At 69.9% G+C, this 16,912-nt stretch carries 21 protein-coding genes; 11 read left to right on the top strand and 10 right to left on the bottom strand.

From position 1 onward, the window contains the following. Positions 1-44 precede the first annotated feature (44 nt). Positions 45-602, bottom strand: coding sequence for a PadR family transcriptional regulator (locus ACIBHX_RS17265; RefSeq protein WP_397068079.1), 558 nt, complete (start codon positions 600-602; stop codon positions 45-47). A gap of 56 nt (positions 603-658) precedes the next feature. On the opposite strand from ACIBHX_RS17265, the gene ACIBHX_RS17260 reads away from it, so the two are divergent. After that, a complete protein-coding gene (locus ACIBHX_RS17260) occupies positions 659-1,966 on the top strand; it encodes an MATE family efflux transporter (protein WP_397068078.1) in 1,308 nt (435 codons plus the stop codon). On the opposite strand, the gene gltX is transcribed toward ACIBHX_RS17260, so the two are convergent. Both gltX and ACIBHX_RS17250 read right to left on the bottom strand, forming a co-directional pair. After that, a complete protein-coding gene (gltX, locus tag ACIBHX_RS17255; protein ID WP_397068333.1) occupies positions 1,860-3,191 on the bottom strand; it encodes a glutamate--tRNA ligase in 1,332 nt (443 codons plus the stop codon). The genes ACIBHX_RS17260 and gltX overlap by 107 nt on opposite strands. A gap of 34 nt (positions 3,192-3,225) precedes the next feature. Further along, a complete protein-coding gene (locus ACIBHX_RS17250) occupies positions 3,226-3,999 on the bottom strand; it encodes a fumarylacetoacetate hydrolase family protein (protein ID WP_397068077.1) in 774 nt (257 codons plus the stop codon). Positions 4,000-4,300: 301 nt separating this feature from the next. Between ACIBHX_RS17250 and ACIBHX_RS17245 the strand changes: the two genes are divergently transcribed. Genes ACIBHX_RS17245 through ACIBHX_RS17225 form a run of 5 tightly spaced genes read left to right on the top strand, consistent with a single transcriptional unit; the run spans position 4,301 to position 6,365 of the window. Beyond that, positions 4,301-4,765 carry an Asp23/Gls24 family envelope stress response protein gene (locus ACIBHX_RS17245; protein ID WP_397068076.1) on the top strand — a complete coding sequence of 155 codons (465 nt, stop codon included), beginning with the start codon at positions 4,301-4,303 and terminating at the stop codon, positions 4,763-4,765. A 10-nt stretch (positions 4,766-4,775) separates the two neighbouring features. Continuing rightward, positions 4,776-4,964: a hypothetical protein gene (locus tag ACIBHX_RS17240; RefSeq protein ID WP_397068075.1), complete on the top strand. Its 189-nt coding sequence runs from the start codon at positions 4,776-4,778 to the stop codon at positions 4,962-4,964. Further along, positions 4,961-5,281 carry an Asp23/Gls24 family envelope stress response protein gene (locus tag ACIBHX_RS17235; RefSeq protein ID WP_397068074.1) on the top strand — a complete coding sequence of 107 codons (321 nt, stop codon included), beginning with the start codon at positions 4,961-4,963 and terminating at the stop codon, positions 5,279-5,281. The genes ACIBHX_RS17240 and ACIBHX_RS17235 overlap by 4 nt, the downstream gene beginning before the upstream one ends. Continuing rightward, positions 5,278-5,835, top strand: coding sequence for a DUF6286 domain-containing protein (locus tag ACIBHX_RS17230; RefSeq protein WP_397068073.1), 558 nt, complete (start codon positions 5,278-5,280; stop codon positions 5,833-5,835). The genes ACIBHX_RS17235 and ACIBHX_RS17230 overlap by 4 nt, the downstream gene beginning before the upstream one ends. Next, the gene (locus ACIBHX_RS17225) at positions 5,832-6,365 is read left to right on the top strand and encodes a hypothetical protein (protein WP_397068072.1); all 534 of its coding nucleotides are present in this window, start codon (positions 5,832-5,834) and stop codon (positions 6,363-6,365) included. The genes ACIBHX_RS17230 and ACIBHX_RS17225 overlap by 4 nt, the downstream gene beginning before the upstream one ends. Here the strand turns inward: ACIBHX_RS17225 and ACIBHX_RS17220 are convergent. Both ACIBHX_RS17220 and ACIBHX_RS17215 read right to left on the bottom strand, forming a co-directional pair. After that, positions 6,362-6,946 carry an HD domain-containing protein gene (locus ACIBHX_RS17220; RefSeq protein WP_397068071.1) on the bottom strand — a complete coding sequence of 195 codons (585 nt, stop codon included), beginning with the start codon at positions 6,944-6,946 and terminating at the stop codon, positions 6,362-6,364. The genes ACIBHX_RS17225 and ACIBHX_RS17220 overlap by 4 nt on opposite strands. Beyond that, positions 6,943-8,337: a hypothetical protein gene (locus ACIBHX_RS17215; protein ID WP_397068070.1), complete on the bottom strand. Its 1,395-nt coding sequence runs from the start codon at positions 8,335-8,337 to the stop codon at positions 6,943-6,945. Before ACIBHX_RS17215 ends, ACIBHX_RS17220 begins: the two co-directional genes overlap by 4 nt. 114 nt (positions 8,338-8,451) lie before the next feature. On the opposite strand from ACIBHX_RS17215, the gene ACIBHX_RS17210 reads away from it, so the two are divergent. The 3 genes from ACIBHX_RS17210 (at position 8,452) to ACIBHX_RS17200 (ending at position 11,619) form a co-directional block, all read left to right on the top strand. Then, positions 8,452-10,089 (top strand): heparinase II/III family protein, encoded by a 1,638-nt coding sequence (locus ACIBHX_RS17210; protein WP_397068069.1) that lies wholly within the window; start codon positions 8,452-8,454, stop codon positions 10,087-10,089. 73 nt (positions 10,090-10,162) lie between these two features. After that, positions 10,163-10,993, top strand: coding sequence for an alpha/beta fold hydrolase (locus ACIBHX_RS17205; protein ID WP_397068068.1), 831 nt, complete (start codon positions 10,163-10,165; stop codon positions 10,991-10,993). 41 nt (positions 10,994-11,034) lie between these two features. Continuing rightward, positions 11,035-11,619 carry a TetR/AcrR family transcriptional regulator gene (locus ACIBHX_RS17200; protein WP_397068067.1) on the top strand — a complete coding sequence of 195 codons (585 nt, stop codon included), beginning with the start codon at positions 11,035-11,037 and terminating at the stop codon, positions 11,617-11,619. Here ACIBHX_RS17200 and cimA read toward each other — a convergent pair. Further along, positions 11,616-13,193, bottom strand: a complete 1,578-nt coding sequence (gene cimA / locus ACIBHX_RS17195; RefSeq protein ID WP_397068066.1) for a citramalate synthase — start codon at positions 13,191-13,193, stop codon at positions 11,616-11,618. The genes ACIBHX_RS17200 and cimA overlap by 4 nt on opposite strands. Positions 13,194-13,376: 183 nt before the next feature. Then, positions 13,377-14,018 carry a DsbA family protein gene (locus ACIBHX_RS17190; protein WP_397068065.1) on the bottom strand — a complete coding sequence of 214 codons (642 nt, stop codon included), beginning with the start codon at positions 14,016-14,018 and terminating at the stop codon, positions 13,377-13,379. A 56-nt stretch (positions 14,019-14,074) separates the two neighbouring features. Between ACIBHX_RS17190 and ACIBHX_RS17185 the strand changes: the two genes are divergently transcribed. Together ACIBHX_RS17185 and ACIBHX_RS17180 are read left to right on the top strand one after the other, a co-directional pair. Continuing rightward, a complete protein-coding gene (locus tag ACIBHX_RS17185) occupies positions 14,075-14,803 on the top strand; it encodes an RNA-guided endonuclease InsQ/TnpB family protein (protein WP_397068064.1) in 729 nt (242 codons plus the stop codon). 70 nt (positions 14,804-14,873) lie between these two features. Continuing rightward, positions 14,874-15,518, top strand: a complete 645-nt coding sequence (locus ACIBHX_RS17180) for an O-methyltransferase (RefSeq protein ID WP_397068063.1) — start codon at positions 14,874-14,876, stop codon at positions 15,516-15,518. Between the two features lies 1 nt (position 15,519). On the opposite strand, the gene ACIBHX_RS17175 is transcribed toward ACIBHX_RS17180, so the two are convergent. From ACIBHX_RS17175 to ACIBHX_RS17165, 3 genes are read right to left on the bottom strand one after another with little or no spacing between them, the layout of a single operon-like run. Next, positions 15,520-16,383 carry a hypothetical protein gene (locus ACIBHX_RS17175; protein ID WP_397068062.1) on the bottom strand — a complete coding sequence of 288 codons (864 nt, stop codon included), beginning with the start codon at positions 16,381-16,383 and terminating at the stop codon, positions 15,520-15,522. Beyond that, a complete protein-coding gene (locus ACIBHX_RS17170; protein WP_397068061.1) occupies positions 16,380-16,631 on the bottom strand; it encodes a hypothetical protein in 252 nt (83 codons plus the stop codon). The genes ACIBHX_RS17175 and ACIBHX_RS17170 overlap by 4 nt, the downstream gene beginning before the upstream one ends. Further along, positions 16,631-16,900 (bottom strand): hypothetical protein, encoded by a 270-nt coding sequence (locus ACIBHX_RS17165; protein WP_397068060.1) that lies wholly within the window; start codon positions 16,898-16,900, stop codon positions 16,631-16,633. The genes ACIBHX_RS17170 and ACIBHX_RS17165 overlap by 1 nt, the downstream gene beginning before the upstream one ends. Positions 16,901-16,912 lie beyond the last annotated feature (12 nt).

Genomic DNA, 16,912 nt, shown 5'->3' with positions numbered 1-16,912 from the left:
CACCGGAGCGGCACGGTAGGGCGTGGTCCTGGGCGGGACAGGGGCTACTGGGGGGTCGGGGCGTGGGGTGATTCCAGCTGGGTCAGGCGGTCCTCGAGCCAGGCGCGTTCTGCGGTGCCGGTGGCTCGGGCGATGAGTAGCATGCCGCGCCGGTTGGGGTCGGGTTCGTCCTCGGCCCTGACCGGGCGGTCGCCCTCGTAGAAGAAGCTGGCGGGTGCGCTCAGGAAGTCGAGCCGGCGGCGCAGCACCGCCGCCTGCTCCTGCTCCGGCAGCACCGACAGGAACGTCAGCAACGCGAAGAACCGGCTCTGGTCGCTGACGTCCAGGTCCGGCGGCTCCCTGAGCCGGTTCGTCAGCTCCTCGCGGCCCTTGCCCGTGAGCGTGATCACCAGCCTGCGCGCCGCCGCCGCGCCCTCCTCCTCGTGCCGCTCGACCAGCCCCTTGGCCTCCAGGCGGGCGACCGCCGGATAGAGCGCGCCGTCGCTGAGCGGCCGCAAGTGGCCGCTCAGCGCGTTGAGCCTGGTCTTGAGCTCGTAGCCGTGCATCGGCCGCTCGTTCAGGAACCCCAGGATGGTGAGAGTCAGGTCACCGCCACTTGCCATGGGCGCATCGTATCGCTATACATCTAAACGATATATAGCGAAACGAGGTAAAAATCATGATCCGGTTGGCTCTGCCGGTCTATGTGGAGTTGCTCACGGCCGTGGTGGCGGTGAGCGTGATCGACCTGCTGTGGGTGTCCGGGCTCGGCCCGGAGGCGATCGCCACGGTCACCGTGGCCACCACGCTGGAGTACCTGGCCTACGGGGTGTTCCTGGCCATCCCCTTCGGCCTGACGGTCGTGGTGGGCCGCCTCGACGGCCGCGCTCCCCTGGGCCCGGCGATCAGGTCCGGCTGGGCGCTGTGGGCCGCGGCGTCGGCGGTGATCGTGATCCCGGCGCTGCTGCTGCGGCATGTACTGGCGCTGGGCACGCACGCCGAGGGGTTCCTGCTGATCTCGCTCGGCGGGCTGCCCGTGTACTTCGCCCAGACGGTGGCCGACGGCATCGTCAAGGGCCTCGGCAACACCCGGATCCCGATGCGCAACGCGCTGATCTGCAACGCGCTGGTCATCGCGCTGGACCCGCTGTGCATCTACGGGCTCGGCCTCGGAGTGAACGGCGCCGCCTGGGCCACGCTGGCGGCCCGCGCGATCACGCTCGCGGTCTCCTGTCGGACGCTGGTACGGCTGACGCGGCCCGGAGCCCACAACGGGTCCTCAGCCGAAGCGACGCGGCCCGGAGCCCGCACCACAGGGCACAGGTCCTCCGCCGAAGCGATGCTGGAGAATGCCGGAAACATCATGAAGGCCGGACTGCCCATGTCCGGAGATTTCCTGGCACGCGACATCGTGGGGTGGCTGCAGACCGGGCTGGTGGCTTCCTTCGGCACCGCCGCGCTGGCCGGGTTCGGCATCGGGCAGAAGATCATGCTGGCGGGCGTGATGGCGTTCTACGCACTCAAGCAGGCGGCCATGATCCAGACCGCCCGCTCCCAGGCCTCCGGGTCGCCGCTGTGGCTCGGGCTGGGAGCGGGGGTGGTGGTCGCCGCGGGATTGAACCTGCTCGCCGTACCGGCTGCTGGGTTGTTCACCGCGGACCCCGAGGCCGCGGTGAGCTACCTGCGGTGGATGGCGCTCTACTTGGTGCCGTTCGGCGGGCTGATCGCCGTGGGCGGGCGCATGCAGGCCGACGGCAGGGGCGGCCGGCTGCTCGCGGCCACGCTGGCCGGCTTCGCCGTACAGCTGCCCCTGGCCTATCTGCTGAGCGCCCGGATCGGCGTCACCGGGGTGTGGCTGGCGTCGGCGGCGGGCGCCGTCGTCAGCCTCGCAGGCGTGCTAGCGCGGCGCGGATCCGCTCCTGCGACCGCTCCCGGCCGAGGACCTCGATCGACTCGAACAGCGGCAGCCCCACCGTCCGGCCGGTGATGGCCACCCGGACCGGTGCCTGTGCCTTGCCGAGCTTGAGCCCCTGCGCGTTGCCGACCTCCTCGAGCGACTCCTTGAGCGACTCGGTGTCCCAGCTGACGATCTCGAGCTTGGCCAGGTAGCCGGAAAGGATCTCCTCCGCCGAGCTCTTCATCGCCTTGTCCCAGGAGGCCTGGTCGAAGACGGGCTGGTCGAGGAAGAGGAAGTCGACGTTCTGCCTGATCTCCGACAGGACCGTGAGGCGGGTCTGGGCCAGCGGCGCGACCTTGCTGAAGGTCTCCAGGTCCCACAACGGGTCGAGGTAGGGCGCGCAGCGCTCCTCGAACACCTCGGCGGGCAGCGCGCGGATGTACTCGCCGTTGAAGGCGCGCAGCTTCTTCTCGTCGAAGAACGCGCTGGCGGAGTTGACGTTGTCCAGCTTGAACAGCGGCATCATCTCCGACCACGGCAGGATCTCGCGGTCGTCGCCCGGGCCCCAGCCCAGCAGCATCAGGTAGTTGACCATGGCCTCGGCCAGGTAGCCCTCGGCGCGGTAGTCCTCCAGGGCGACCTTGTCGCGGCGCTTGGACAGCTTCTTGCGCTGCTCGTTGACGATCACCGGCAGGTGCGCCCAGACCGGCGGGGTGGCGCCGAGCGCGGGCCAGAGCAGCTGCTGCTTGGCGGCGTTGCCCAGGTGCTCCTCGCCGCGCACGACATGGGTGATGTTCTGGGTGATGTCGTCGACGGCGTTGGCCAGCACGTACAGCGGCGTGCCGTTGGTGCGGGCGATGACGAAGTCTTCCTGGGCCTCGTTGGGGAACTCGACCCGGCCGCGGATCACGTCGTCGACCACCGTGATGCCCTCGTCGGGGGTGCGGAAGCGGACCGCGCCCTCGGCCAGGCCGCGGTCACGGCAGTAGCCGTCGTAGCCCTTGTGCTCCGAGCCCGTCCTGGCGACCAGGTCCTCCCTGGTGCAGTCGCAGTAGTAGGCGCGGCCGTCGGCCAGCAGCTTGGCCACGGCCTCACGGTGCTGCGGCTCGAAAGCGGACTGGAAGTAAGGTCCCTCGAAGACCGGGTTCGAGCCGTTGATGCCGATCCAGTCGAGCGCCGAGATGATGCCCTCGGTCCACTCCGGCTTGTTCCGGCTGACGTCGGTGTCCTCGATGCGCAGCACGAACTGGCCGCCGGACTGCTCGGCCATGGCCCAGTTGAACAGCGCCGTGCGGGCGCCACCCACATGGAACATGCCGGTCGGGGACGGGGCGAAACGCACCCGGAGATCAGTCACGGGAGACCACCTTGTTCGTCAGGGTGCCGATGCCCTCGATGCCGACGCTGACCTCGTCGCCGACCTCCAGCGGGCCCACGCCCGCCGGGGTGCCGGTGAGGATCACGTCGCCGGGGATCAGCGTCATGACCGCGCTCACGTATGCCACGAGCGCGGGGATGTCGTTGATGAGCTGGCTGGTGCGAGTGCTCTGCCGTACCTCGCCGTTGACCGTGGTCGTCAGCGCCAGGTCGCTCGGGTCGAGGTCGGTCTGGATCCACGGGCCTAGCGGGCAGAAGGTGTCGAAGCTCTTGGCCCGGGTGAACTGGACGTCCTTCTTCTGCAGGTCGCGCGCCGTGACGTCGTTGGCGCAGGTGTAGCCGAAGATCACGTCCTTTACCCGATCGACCGGCACCTCGCGGCACAGCCGCCCGATCACCACGGCCAGCTCGCCCTCGAAGTCGACCCGGTCGGACAGCGCCGGATAGGCGATCGCCTCGCCGTGGCCGATCACGGAGGTCGACGGCTTGAGGAAGATGAGCGGCTCTTCGGGGACCTCGTTGCCCAGCTCCTTGGCGTGGTCGGCGTAGTTCCTGCCGATGGCGACGACCTTGCTCGGCAGCATCGGGGCCAGCAGCCGCACCTGGCTGAGCGGTTGCCGCTCGCCGGTGAACTGCACCTGCCCGAACGGGTGGCCGGAGATCGTGGAGATGAATTCCTCGCCCGAGCCGCCCTCGACGACGCCGAACGACACGCCTTCGCCTGTGGAGAACCTAGCTATACGCACGTGACAAGGCTATCGCTGGCGTCCAATCCAATTCGCCGTCCCCAACCTCCCACCGCATGCCATAGAGGTGCGAAAAGGAAGTCACCAGGGTCCCCCATGGGGTTCGCGCTCACGGCCGAGGAGTTGGAGCCCGTGGCGTGGGCGGGACGCACGAGCGAGGGGCCCGTGTCGACGCGACGATGCGGCTGAGTCAGGAATGCCCCACAAGCGTCTATAGAGTGCGTCTTCAGGCGCATTTTTCCTGAATTGGCGGTAATTGTCCCGAGCATAGTGACTCAGCGAACGTCGGGGGTGACGGATCGTGGCGGACCCAAGCGTCAAAGAGCAAGCGCCGGCGGTCCCGGGGCAGAGGACCCAGGAAACCGCAGCGCTCAAGAGCGAGAAGGGCTCGACCACCATCGACGACGCCGTCGTCGCCAAGATCGCCGGGCTGGCCGCGCGTGAGGTGGACGGCGTGTACGCCATGGGTGCCGGCACCGCCAGAGCGCTGGGCGTGATGCGCGGCATGGTGGGCGCGGAGAAGAGCGTCGCCCAGGGCGTCTCCGTCGAGGTGGGCGAGCGCCAGGCCGCGTGCGACCTGGCCCTGGTCGTCGAGTACGGCACCGCGATCCCGGAGATGGCGGCAGCCGTACGCGCCAGGGTCATCGCCGAGGTCGAGCGGATGTGCGGCCTGGAGGTGACCGAGGTCAACATTAAGGTCGACGACGTGCACCTGCCGGGAGAGAAGACCGAGACCTCAGATCAGCCCCAACCCCGGGTCCAGTGAGGGAGGCGTGATGAACAACAGCGCAGTACTGCCGCTGATCTGCATGGCCGTGGGCATCGTGCTCGGGCTGGCCGGGGCCTTCGGCGGGCTCGGGGCGTTCCTGCTGGTGCTCGTCCTGGGGGCCGTCGGGCTCCTGGTCGGCCGGATTCTGCAGGGCGGTGAGATCACTCTGCCCAACCTCACCGCGAAGAGACGATGACCACCGCCGCCGTCGGGCAGCGCGGGCGCACGCGGATCGCGGACCGGGTGGCCACCCGGATCGCCGTCCAGAGCGCGGCCGAGCTGCCGGCGGTGCTGCGGGTCGAGGCCGGCGGGCTGCCGTGGTCGCCCACCTCGGATGCGAAGGTCGCCGGCGACGTGATCGCGATCCGCCTGGCGGTGACCGTGGCCTACCCGGCGCCGCTGCGCGAGCTCTCGGCGCAGATCAGGGATTACGTGGCTCACCGGGTGGCCCAGCTCACGGGACTGTCGGTCTCGCGGGTGGACGTGACGATCAACACGGAGCATCCCTCATGAACGCCACACCGGCAGACAAGGCGGCGCTGAAGGCGTTCCGCCCGTCGCGGACGGTCCTGTCCTCGGTGGTCGCGCTGCTGATCACGGTGGTGGGCGTGCTGGTGGCCGTCGAGGTCGTCTCGGCGCTGCTCAACCGCCCGGTGGTCTCCTACCTCAGGCTGTACGGCTGGGCCGCCACCAATCCGTGGCGCAACCCGCTCGTCCTGCTCGTGGCCCTGCTGATGCTCCTGGCCGGGCTGGCGTTGCTGGTGACCGCGTTCCGTTCCGGGCGTTCCAGCGTGATTCCGGTGCGCACCGGCGATCCGGAGCTGATCGTGGGGGTGCGGGCCAAGAGCTTCGCCGGCGCCCTCGGGCATGCCGCCGAGCAGGTGCCGGGGGTCTACGAGGCGCACGCCTCGATCCGCGGGCCCACGGTGACCGTCACCGGCCGCATCGCCGGGCCGGAGAAGGAGCAGGTGACGGAGGCCGTACGGGATGCCGTGCTGACCAGGATGGCGGCGCTGGAGCCCGTGACGCCGCTCGCGGTGCGAGTCAACCTCAAGGAGCGGACATGAACCGGCGGACGGCGCGCGGCAACAGGATCGGCCTGACCGTGGTCGGCGTGCTGCTGGTCGTGCTCGGCGTGCTGGGCGTGCTGCTGTGGCTGATGGCGCCACTGCGCCAGCCGGTCCTGCTCTCGCAGCTGCGCGACCCGATGGCCTGGTGGGGCGTGGCGGTGGTCGCGGCGATCGTGGCGCTCCTCGGCCTGCGCTGGCTGGTGGTCCAGGGCCGCCGTGCCACGACCGGCATGATACGGCTGGAGTCGGGGCCCACGGGGGTGACCAACGTCTCCTCGAACGGCATCACCCAGGCGGTGGCCGCCGACGTGGCGGCCAGCCCAGCGGTGTTGAAGGCCAGCGCCAACCTGGGCGAGTCGGGTGAGGTACGGCTCAACCTGGTGGCCGACGAGCAGGCCCCGATGGGCCAGGTCGTGGCCCAGCTGTCCGACGTGGCGATCCCGCGCATGCGCTCGACGCTGGAGACCGAGCACCTGCCCGCGGTGGCCCAGGTGACGCTGGAGCACGCGCAACGGCGGGTGGTCTAGCGGTCCAGCGGGTTGGCCGCGATGCGCTCGGCGACGCCGGAGCGCACGAAGCGGCCCGCCACGCTGTCGGGCTTGCGGGCCCCCTGGTCGGTGACGCAGGCCGTGAACTCCTTGGCGATGTCCAGTCGCGGGTAGCGCGCCAGCACGTCCGCGCGCACCCCGCTGGGGATCTCGTCGGTGCGGCGGCCGGAGATGTCCATCCCGGTGGACAGCTCGAGCAGGTGCCCCTCGGGGTCCTGCTCGACGGGCACCTCGTCCCACATGTGGCGGATGATCACCTCGGCGGCGCGCACTCTGCGCTCGACCGGCCAGCCGGCGCCCGCGCCGAACACCCACGCCACGTGCCCGCCGGCCTCCTCGAAGGGCACGGTGTGGCTGTCGAACTGCGGGGTGAGCCCGATGTCGTGCAGCATCGAGGACACGAACAGCAACTCGTCGTCGAACCCGATCCCGTGCTCGCGCCCGTAGGCGGCGGCGAACAGGTAGGCCCTGATGGAGTGGTTCAACAGCGACGGCGTGTGGTACTCGGTCGCGACCTCGAGGGCGGTACGGCAGGCAGGGGTGTCCGGGAAGTGCGTCATGCGTCCACCATGTCGTGAGGTCGCGGGGTAGCGCGAGTGGCCGGGTGGTCCGCTTCCGCAATATTCCGGCCAACGGCCAGCCCGGCGGCCAGGCAGATCAGCGGTACGGCGGGCAGCACGTACCGGTGGTCGAAGGCGGCGATGAGCACCGGCACGACCAGCAGGGCCACGCCGACCGTCCACGGCAGCAGCACCGCTCCCCCGAGACGCCGCCAGCGCGCCACGACCCCGGCCAGCCCGATCGCGAGCAGCACGGCCAGGAAGGGCCCGCGCAGGAACCCGAATTCCTGATATTTCCGGATCAGACCGGCGTAGGGCTCGACGGTCATCGCCTCGCCGGTGAAGCCCTGGTAGGCGGTCGTGAGCTCGGCGGCCGTCCTGCCCTGGGAGGCGGGTCCCTTCTTGAAGGGCGCCGGGTGCTCGGGGAAGACGTAGGCGCTCTGCGGCCCCTCTACCGGGTACACCCACCGGTCCCAGGTGAACACGTGTGCCACGTCCCCCAGCCCGGTGAGCAGGAAGTCCAGCGGCTGGGCCAGGATGATCCGCTTGGCCTCGGCTCCGGCGGCCGCGTCCCTGCCGGCGGAGTCGGTGCCGAGCCGGTTGATGGGCGAGTCGGCGCCCCAGATGTACTCCGGCGGCGCCTTGCGCTGGCCCAGGGGCTCCTTGGGGCACAGGCCGTGCCCGGGCTCGCACTCGGCGAAGGTCATGGTCCGCGCCCACAGGAACGTGTTGCCCCGGCTCAGCCCGAGCTGGCCGTACTCGCTCTGGAACCAGAGGGCGTAGCCGGCGAGCGGGACGGCGCAGGCGGCGGCGAGCGCGACGAGCGGCCGCCAGCCCGCGCGGCGCAGCAGCAGCCCGACCAGAACCACCGCGATCACCGGCAGCCCCATCGTGCGTGTCACCGTGGCCGCGGCCAGCAGCAGGCCCGCGCACGCGCCCATCCACACCGTGGGGCGGCGCCGCCACAGGACCAGCGTCACCGCGGCCATCACCAGGAAGACGAACAGCAGGTCCGCCATGATCAGGTGCTCGAGCTGGATCTGGAAGGCGTCGAGCAGCGCCGGCAGCGCGAACAGCGTGGCCGCCCAGCCCGGCAGGGTCGTGAGCCGGCGCAGCAGCAGGTAGATGAACACGCCGACGGCCAGGCCCATCAGGTGCTGGACGACGACCACCAGCTCCAGGCTGGACAGCGGCTTGAGCGCCCACAGGAACAGCGAGTAGCCCGACGTGCGCGACTCCAGCGGCCGCGGGTCGAGCGCGGCGCCCAGGTAGGCGAAGGAGTCCGCCCAGAACCAGATCGCCGGCCGGTACCCCAGCAGCGCCACGAACCGCAGGGCCAGGCCCGCCAGCAGCGCCACCAGGAAGATCGCGTGCGTGCGGACCTGGGACATAGCCCCCGACAATACCGGCGAAAACGCCATAACGATCGCGCATTCCGGCTTGACCGGTAGATCAGGATTCCGTCAGCATGTCTCGCTCTCATCTTTCATCCGGAAGGAACCGGCGTGCGCCGCCTCGCGATACCCCTTGCCCTCGTGCTGGCCCTCGGCGCCGCGACGAGCCCCGTCCAGGCCGACACGAAGCAGGGCGCCGTGAAGCGCACCGCCCAGTGCCAGGGCGACTGGCTGCCCGCCACGCCGACCGCCGACGACGTCATGCGCGGCGACATCTCGCTGGTCGGGCTGCCGTCCTACAAGCTCGGCAAGAAGATCAACTGGGGCGCGAGCCCGTACCACAACCGCTCGTGGGAGTTCGTCTTCCAGTCGCTGCGCTGGATGGGCACGCTGGTCGTCGCCTACGAGGACACCGGCGAGCAGCAGTACCTCGACCGGGCCAAGGAGATCGCCAAGGACTGGGTGGACCACAACAAGCGCGGCGCCGCCGGCACCAAGCCCTACGTATGGAAGGACCACCCCGTCTCGCTGCGCTCCCAGGCGCTGATCTGCCTGAGCATGCACGTCAAGGACGGCTGGCTCAAGGACAGCCTGCAGGTGCACGCCAAGCTCCTGTCCGACCCGCGGCTGTACAAGAAGGGCCACAACCACGGGATGGACCAGGACATCGCGCTCATGGGCATCGGCTGCCGCTACGGCCGGTCCGACTGGACCGCCCTGGCCACCAAGCGCCTGGTCGGCACCGTGAAGCTGGACATCGACTCGCAGGGCGCGCTGATGGAACAGGCGCCCCGCTACGCGGTCTACGTGTACGGCAGGCTGCAGGTCGCGATGGAGAACATGCGCGCCTGCGGGCGCAAGGTGCCCGGCGAGATCGCCCACCGCGCCGACGCGCTCAAGGACTTCGTCGCCCACGCCACGCAGCCCAACGGCTACATGGTGCCCATCGGCGACGGCGACGCCGAGACCGAGCCGAAGATGGACACCGGCACCCCGAAGGACGCGGTCAAGGTCTACAAGGCCGGCTACGTCTTCGGCCGCACCGAGTGGAACAAGCCGGAGTCGGCGTTCTACTCGATCCGTTTCGGGCCCGCCATGAAGTTCCACGGCCACGAGGACCACCTGGGCGTCACCTACTACGCCAAGGGCCGCGACATCCTGGTCGACGGCGGCTTCAACTCCTACGAGAAGAGCGCCTACCGCTACTGGACGCTCGGCCCCACGGCGCACAACATCCCCGTCGTCGTGGGCGAGCGCTTCAGGCCCCGTACGGCGAGCAAGCTCGTCGAGACCGCCTACGGCAAGGACCGCCAGGCCTTCCGGTTCACCGACAAGGCCTACGGCACGGCCAGGACCCGTTCGGTGCTGGTCAACCACGGCGCGGACTTCATGGCGGTGCTCGACAGCGCCGCGGGCGGCAAGAAGATCCAGAGCCTGTGGCGCTTCGACCCGTCGCTGAAGGTCGTCTCCAACGACGGCGGCCGGGTCGTGCTGTCCGACGGCAAGTTCCGCGTCACGCTGGTGCAGCTGTCCGGGTGCAAGCCGATCGGGGGCCAGCGCGTGGAGCGCGGCGGCAAGCTGGGCTGGGTCTCGCCCGCGTACCTGTCCAAGAAGCGGACCAACGTGGTGATCTCGCCGCAGGCGAGCGACCTGCTCACCGTCATCGTGCCCGGCGACTCGCCCAGCGTGTCGTGCTCGGGCGGCAAGGTCTCCGTGGAGGGCGTGAAGCTGCCGGCCAACCTCCTCTGAGAATCCGGGGTTGACGCTTCTGGCTAATGGCATTAGCTTTCTGGTTATAGCCATTAGCCACTTGGAGGCGGCCATGATGCTGAACATCGACGGCGGACAGCTGGCGTACGACGTCATCGGCGAGGGCCCGCTGATCGTCCTGGCCCACGGGATGGGTGACAACCGGTCCGCCTTCGCCGAGCTGGCCGACCGGCTGGCCGCCTCCGGATACCGGGTGGCGAGCCTGGACCAGCGCGGCCACGGCGAGTCGAGCACCGGCTGGGCCTCCTACACCCGCACCGACGCGGCCGGCGACCTGCTGGCGCTGGTGCGGCACCTGGGCGGGCCCGCCGTCCTGGTCGGCCACTCCTTCGCCGGCGGCGCCGCCACGATCGCCGCCGCCCAGGAGCCCGGCCTGGTCACGGCCGTCGTCGAGATCAGCCCGTTCACCCGGGCGCAGAAGATGGACGCGGGCGCGCTGTTCTCCAACGCCCGCTACCGCACGGGCATGACGCTGCTGATGGGCACCGGCCTGCTGCGCAGCCTCGGCCTCTGGAAGCGCTATCTCGACCACGCCTACCCGGGCACCAAGCCCGCCTCCTACGCCGGGCGCATCGCCGGCCTCGATGCCGACCTGCGCCGTCCCGGCCGGATGGCCGTCGTCGCCAAGATGGGCATGTCGGCCCCGACGGACGCGGGCGCCCGCCTGGCCGACCTCCGCTGCCCCGCCCTCGTCATCGAGGGGACTCTCGACCCCGACTGGTCCGACCCGCGCGCGGAGGCCGAGGGCATCATCGCCGCGATGCCCGCCGGCCTGGGCAGGATCGAGATGATCGAAGGTGCGGGCCACTACGCCCACGCCCAGTTCCCCGACCAGGTCGCCGACGCCATCCTGCGCTTCCTCAAGGACGGTGACCGTGACTAGGACAGAACCTTCCGGCAGCCCGCGGATCAAGGATGGTGGACGTGGCTAGGGCGGCGCTCTCCGCTGAGGCGGTCGTGGACGTGGCGTTGCGGATCGTCGACGCGTCGGGGCCCGGCGCGCTCACGCTGGCCGCCGTGGCGGGCGAGGCCGGGGTCGCCACGCCCTCGCTCTACAAGCACGTGCGCAACCTGGCCGAACTGCGGGAGCTGGTGTCGTCACGCATCCTGGGCGAGCTCGCGGAGCAGGTCGGCGCGGCCGTGCTCGGGCGGTCGGCGGACGAGGCGATCAGGGAGCTCATGCTGGCCTGGCGCCGCTACGCCCTGGCCCACCCGCACCGCTACACCGCCATCATCCAGGCCCCCGTGCCCGGCACGATCGCGGCCGGATCCCGCATCATCGACGTCATCCTCGCGGCGCTGCGCGCCTACGGCTTCACCGACTCGGCCGCGGTCCACGCTGCCCGATGCCTGCGGGCCGCCATCCACGGCTTCGCCATCCTCGAAGCGGAATCCGCCTTCGGCCTCCCCGAGGACCTCGACGAAACCTACGACCGCCTCATCGCCCTGCTCATCGCCGGCCTGAGCGACGCTGGCGGGGGCTCCCCTGAGGGAGCCCCGGGACGCTAGGAGGGTTCGCGGCCGGCGCGCAGGAGGCCGTAGGTGACCGCCTGCTCGAGAGCCTGCCAGGAGGCGTCGATGATGTTCTCGGCGACGCCGAGCGTGGCCCACTCGGAGGTGTCGTCGCTTGAGGTGATGAGGACGCGGGTGATGGCGTCCGTGCCGTGCGTGCCCTCCAGTATGCGGACCTTGTAGTCGATGAGCTCCAGCTTGGCCAGCTCGGGATAGAGCTTCTCCAGCGCCAGGCGGACCGCGCGGTCGAGGGCGTTGACGGGGCCGTTGCCCTCCCCGGTGGCCACGATGCGCTCCCCCTTGGCGTGCAGCTTGACCGTCGCCTCGCTGACGAGCTCGCCGCCCTTGGTGCGCTCGACGATGACGCGCCAGGACTCGACCTCGAAGTGGCGCTTGCGCTCGCCGTGGACGGTGTCGCGCAGCAGCAGCTCGAAGGAGGCGTCGGCGGCCTCGAAGGTGAAGCCGCGGGCCTCGAGGTCCTTGACGCGGTCGACCAGCGTCTTGGTGTGCTCGGGCGTCAGCGAGTAGCCGAGCTCGCGGCCCTTGAGCTCGACGGAGGCGCGCCCGGCCATGTCCGAGACGAGCATCCGCATGTCGTTGCCGACGGCGGCGGGGTCGATGTGCTGGTAGAGGTTGGGGTCGACCTTGATGGCGCTGGCGTGCAGGCCGGCCTTGTGCGCGAAGGCGGAGGTGCCGACGTAGGGCGCGTGCGAGTTGGGGGTGACGTTGGTGACCTCGGTGATGGCGTGCGCGATGCGGGTCATGTCCGCGAGCGCCGTCGGGGGCACCAGGTCGAAACCGCGCTTGAGCTGCAGGTTGGCCACCACGGTGAACAGGTTGGCGTTGCCCGAGCGCTCGCCGTACCCGTTGGCGCAGCCCTGGACGTGCGTGGCGCCGGCCCTGACGGCGGCCAGGGTGTTGGCCACGGCACAGCCGGTGTCGTCGTGGCAGTGGATGCCGACCCGGGCGCCGAGCTGCGCGACGTCGTGCACGACCTCGCCGAGCTCGTCGGGCAGCATGCCGCCGTTGGTGTCGCACAGGGCGATGACGTCGGCTCCGGCCTCGGCCGCGGCGAGCAGCACCTCACGGGCGTAGGCTGGGTTGGACTTGTAACCGTCGAAGAAGTGCTCGGCATCGAGGAAGACTCGCTGTCCCCCCGCACGAAGGTGAGAAACCGTATCGCGGATCATCGCGAGGTTCTCCTGGAGAGTCGTGCGGAGGGCCAGCTCCACGTGCCGGTCGTGGCTCTTGGCGACAAGGGTCACGACCGGCGCGCCGGATTCGCGCAAGGCGGCTACCAGAGGGTCATCTGCGGCCTTCACACCGGCCCGGCGGGTCGCGCCGAACGCGGCTAGTTGCGCGTGCTTCAGGTCGAGCTCGGTTCGAGCCCGCCGGAAGAACTCGGTGTCCTTGGGGTTGGCGCCGGGCCAGCCCCCCTCGATGAAGCCGACGCCCATCCCGTCCAGATGACGCGCGATCGCCAGCTTGTCGGCCACCGTGAGGTTGAGGCCCTCCTGCTGGGCGCCGTCACGCAGCGTCGTGTCGTAGACGTGGAATCTGTCGTCGGCCATCTCAAGCTCCTGTAGAAACGAAAAAGACCCCTCACGGACGTGAGAGGTCTGCGCGCTGGCGTTGTCCCTTGTCAGCCAGCGCGCCTGCCGATAATGAGCAGACTGTAGAACATGGTGCGACCGAGTCTGCCACATGAAATCACCATGTGGCACATCGATCTCACGTTGTGGACAGCAAAGCTTTCAGACAGTGGTTCCCTGGCCGCCGGTGATGGCCCGCTCGAGCGCGGCGGCGTCGAAGGCGGCGTCGCCGAGCTGCTGCCCGTCCAGGACGACGGTGGGCGTGCCGTCCAGCGGGATCCTGTTCGACTGCGCCAGGTGCTCCTGGGCGTAGGACTGGCGGGTGATGCACGAGTCCACGTCGGTCGCGCCCGCCTGATGGGCGGCCTTGACCAGTTCCTCGACGGTGAAGCCCGAGGCCTCGCCGTGGGGTGCGGGCTGCATGCCGTACAGCTCGTCGCGGAAGGCCAGCCAGCTCGTCTCGGGGACGCAGCGCGCGGCCGCGGCGGCGCGGATGGAGTTGGAGCGCATCGGCTCGTCTCGGAAGATCGTCACGGTGTGGAAGACGACCTTGACCTTGCCCTCCCTGGCCAGCCTGAGCACGGTGCCGTTGACCCTGCTGTGCAGCTCCTTACACACCGGGCAGTCGAAGTCCTCGTAGAGGTCCAGGACGGGTGCGCTGCCCTGCGATGCGGCGAGCACCATCGAGCCGTCCTGCTGCCGCACCAGCCCGACCACCCCGGCCGATCTTCCCGGCGCCGCGAGAGCGACGATGCCGAGAACGGCCAGTGCCGACACGGCGGCGATCAAGAACCTCGTTCTCACCGAGCACCTGCAGGCTGGAGGCCCCGTCCTTCAGGGCGGGGAGGAAGGCCGGAACGGTGGCGCATTTTGGTCTCGCCGCCATCCCGGAGCCGATCCCCGCGCCCGGGACGGGTGAGATCGTGGGATTGGACCGGGGCGTTACCGTGTCCGCGGCGCTGTCTACGGGCCAGATGCTGAACGCGCCCACTCGGCGGGAGAGCGAGAAGCGTCGCCTTCTCCGACTGCTCCGTAGGCTGGCCCGCGCCAATCGAGGCTCCAATCGGCGCGGCAGGGTCAAGGCCGCGATTGCGCGGCTGAAAGCACGCGAGACGGACCGGCGCAGGGATTGGGTCGAGAAAACCAGCACTGACCTGGCCAGGCGTTTCGATGTGATCGCCGTCGAAGACCTGAAGATCTCCAACATGACCCGTTCGGCCAAGGGAACGATCGACGCGCCAGGGGTCAACGTCCGGCAGAAGGCCGGGCTCAACCGTTCGATCCTGGCGGCGGGCTGGGGTCAGCTTGTCCAACGACTGGAGCACAAGGCCCCCGGCCGCGTCCAGAAGATCAACCCGCGTTACTCGTCGCAGACCTGCAACGTCTGCAAGCACATCGCCAGGGAGAGCCGCGAGAGCCAAGCCCTCTTCCTGTGCGTCGCCTGCGGGCACCGAGACAACGCCGACGTTAACGCGGCCAAGAACATCCGAGACACCGCCGTGGGGCACACGGTGGCTGCGCGGGGAGGCACGCCATTGGGCGGGCCCGTGAACCGCGAACCTCAACACGACCTCCTCCTCGTGGGGTAGTTGCTGTTGGAATCCCCCGCCTTCAGGCGGGTGGAGGATGTCAACGTGGTGACCCTACACAATGGGGTTCATGAAGGCATTTCTGCTCGATGAGGCCGTTGCCCAGTACATCCTCGACCACTCCACCCAGCCCGACACCCTGCTGCAGGACTTGGCGGAGGAGACGCGCGCCGCGACCGGCGACAGCGCGGGCATGCAGATCTCGGTGGACCAGGGCCAGCTGCTCACCATGATCACCCAGTTCGTGGCGCCCGAGGTGGCGGTGGAGGTGGGCACGTTCACCGGATACTCCTCGCTGTGCATCGCGCGCGGGCTGTCGGGTGGCCGCCTGCACTGCTTCGACGTGAGCGAGGAGTGGACGGCGATCGCCCGCCGCTACTGGGAGAAGGCCGGGGTGGCCGACCGGGTCACGCTGACCCTGGGGCCGGCGGTGGAGACGCTGGCGGCCTTCGACCAGCGGATCGACCTGGCCTTCCTCGACGCCGACAAGCCGAACTACCCGGCCTACTACGAGCTGCTGGTCAGCAGGCTGCGCCCGGGCGGGCTGCTCATGGTGGACAACACGCTGTGGACCGGGTACGTGGCCGACCCGGCGCACAACGAGGCGACCACGGTGGCCATGCGCGAGTTCAACGACCTGGTGGCGGAGGATCCGCGGGTGAGCGTGGTCATCCTGCCGGTGGCCGACGGGCTGACGCTGGTCAGGAAGCGCTAGATCACCACCAGAGCTGGAGCACCATGCGGATGACGTCCCTGTCCTTTTGCTTCTCCGGCTCCGAGAGCAGGTTGTAGGGCAGCTTCTGCTCGGTCGAGGCCCACTCCCCGTTGCGCCCCAGCCATTTGTCGTGCACCACCGAGGAGGACTGCTCCATGAACTCGGGGCTGTGGACGTCGACGCCGCTCGCGCGGGCCTCGTCGACCAGCTGGACTCCGATGCGGGCCGACTCCCGGTTCTCCAGCTGCCAGTCGGCGGGCAGGTGGCGGTAGCGGGTGTTGGCGATGTCGACCTGGTCGGTGCCGTGCTTTTTGATCCAGGCCTGGTCCGTGGTGGTCTTCATCCTGGGCTCGTAGGTGCCGTCCGGCAGCCGGCGCCCGGCACGCCACTCGTCGTGGAAGCGGGCCGCCACTCGATCGACCCTGCGCTTGGTCAAGGTCTTGGACATGCCGCGCATGATCGCGCCGATGCGGGCGGTGATCTCGCGGAGCCGGTGGACCAGCTTCGCGGCCATGGTCCTGAGCTTGGCGAGCAGCTCGGGGTGGACGGCCACGGCCAGGGCTAGCGCGCCCAGGCCCACCAGCATGCCCTCGACCCACACCAGCACGCCCCTGGTGACGCGCAAGGCGCCGGCCGTCCTGGAGAAGCGGTCCGCGAGGTGGTCGGCCACGTTCGCCTCGGCCAGGTGGGCGTCCAGCGCGTCGCTGGCGGGGCCGCTGTTGCCGGCGGCCAGCAGCTGGGCGCCGCGGCCCGACTCGGACAGGCTCCTGTGGTGGGCGGCAGCCTGCTCCAGCTCCGCGATGTGCCGGTCGATGCCCGCAACACCGGGCAGCGGCGCGACGTCGAGCAGCGCTAGCCCGTTCACGCCTGCTCGACCCGTTCGTTGACCGCGGCCATGAGCACCTGCCCGTCACCGACCTGGCGCAGCGTCCGTGTGAGCTGCTCGCACGACTGGCGCAGGCCGTCACGCAGCTCCCGGTACGGCCCTGCGAGCTCCTCGAACGGCAACGGCTCGTCCTGCGACCAGGTCAGGCCCCGTTCGTACTCCTCCGCCAGCCTGCCGAACGAACGCCCGGAGGCGTCGCGCCCGGCGGCGTCGATGATGATCTCCATCAGTCCGCGAGCCTCCTGATCGTGTCGTCGAGCAGCGCGGTCAGGTGCTCGAAGTCGCGGGCCGCCTGGACCTCCAGCTCGTCCAGCCGTCTGGACAGGTCGCCAGGGTCGAGGGCGGGTGGCGCCACGTGCCTCAGCTGCGCCGCGCGCACCACCCCGAGCAACCGCTCGGCGAGCTCTCCCGAGCCCAGCCGCATGGCCCGCGGATCGATGCGAATCCGCGTGACTAAACCGTCTTCGCCGACGTCGGCGCCCACTAATCCATCCATGATCAGCGGGAT

Source organism: Nonomuraea sp. NPDC050536 (genome assembly GCF_044457685.1).
Classification (GTDB): Bacteria; Actinomycetota; Actinomycetes; order Streptosporangiales; family Streptosporangiaceae; genus Nonomuraea.
The sequence above is the reverse complement of the archived record's forward strand: the minus strand, read 5'-3'. Positions and strand labels throughout refer to the sequence as shown.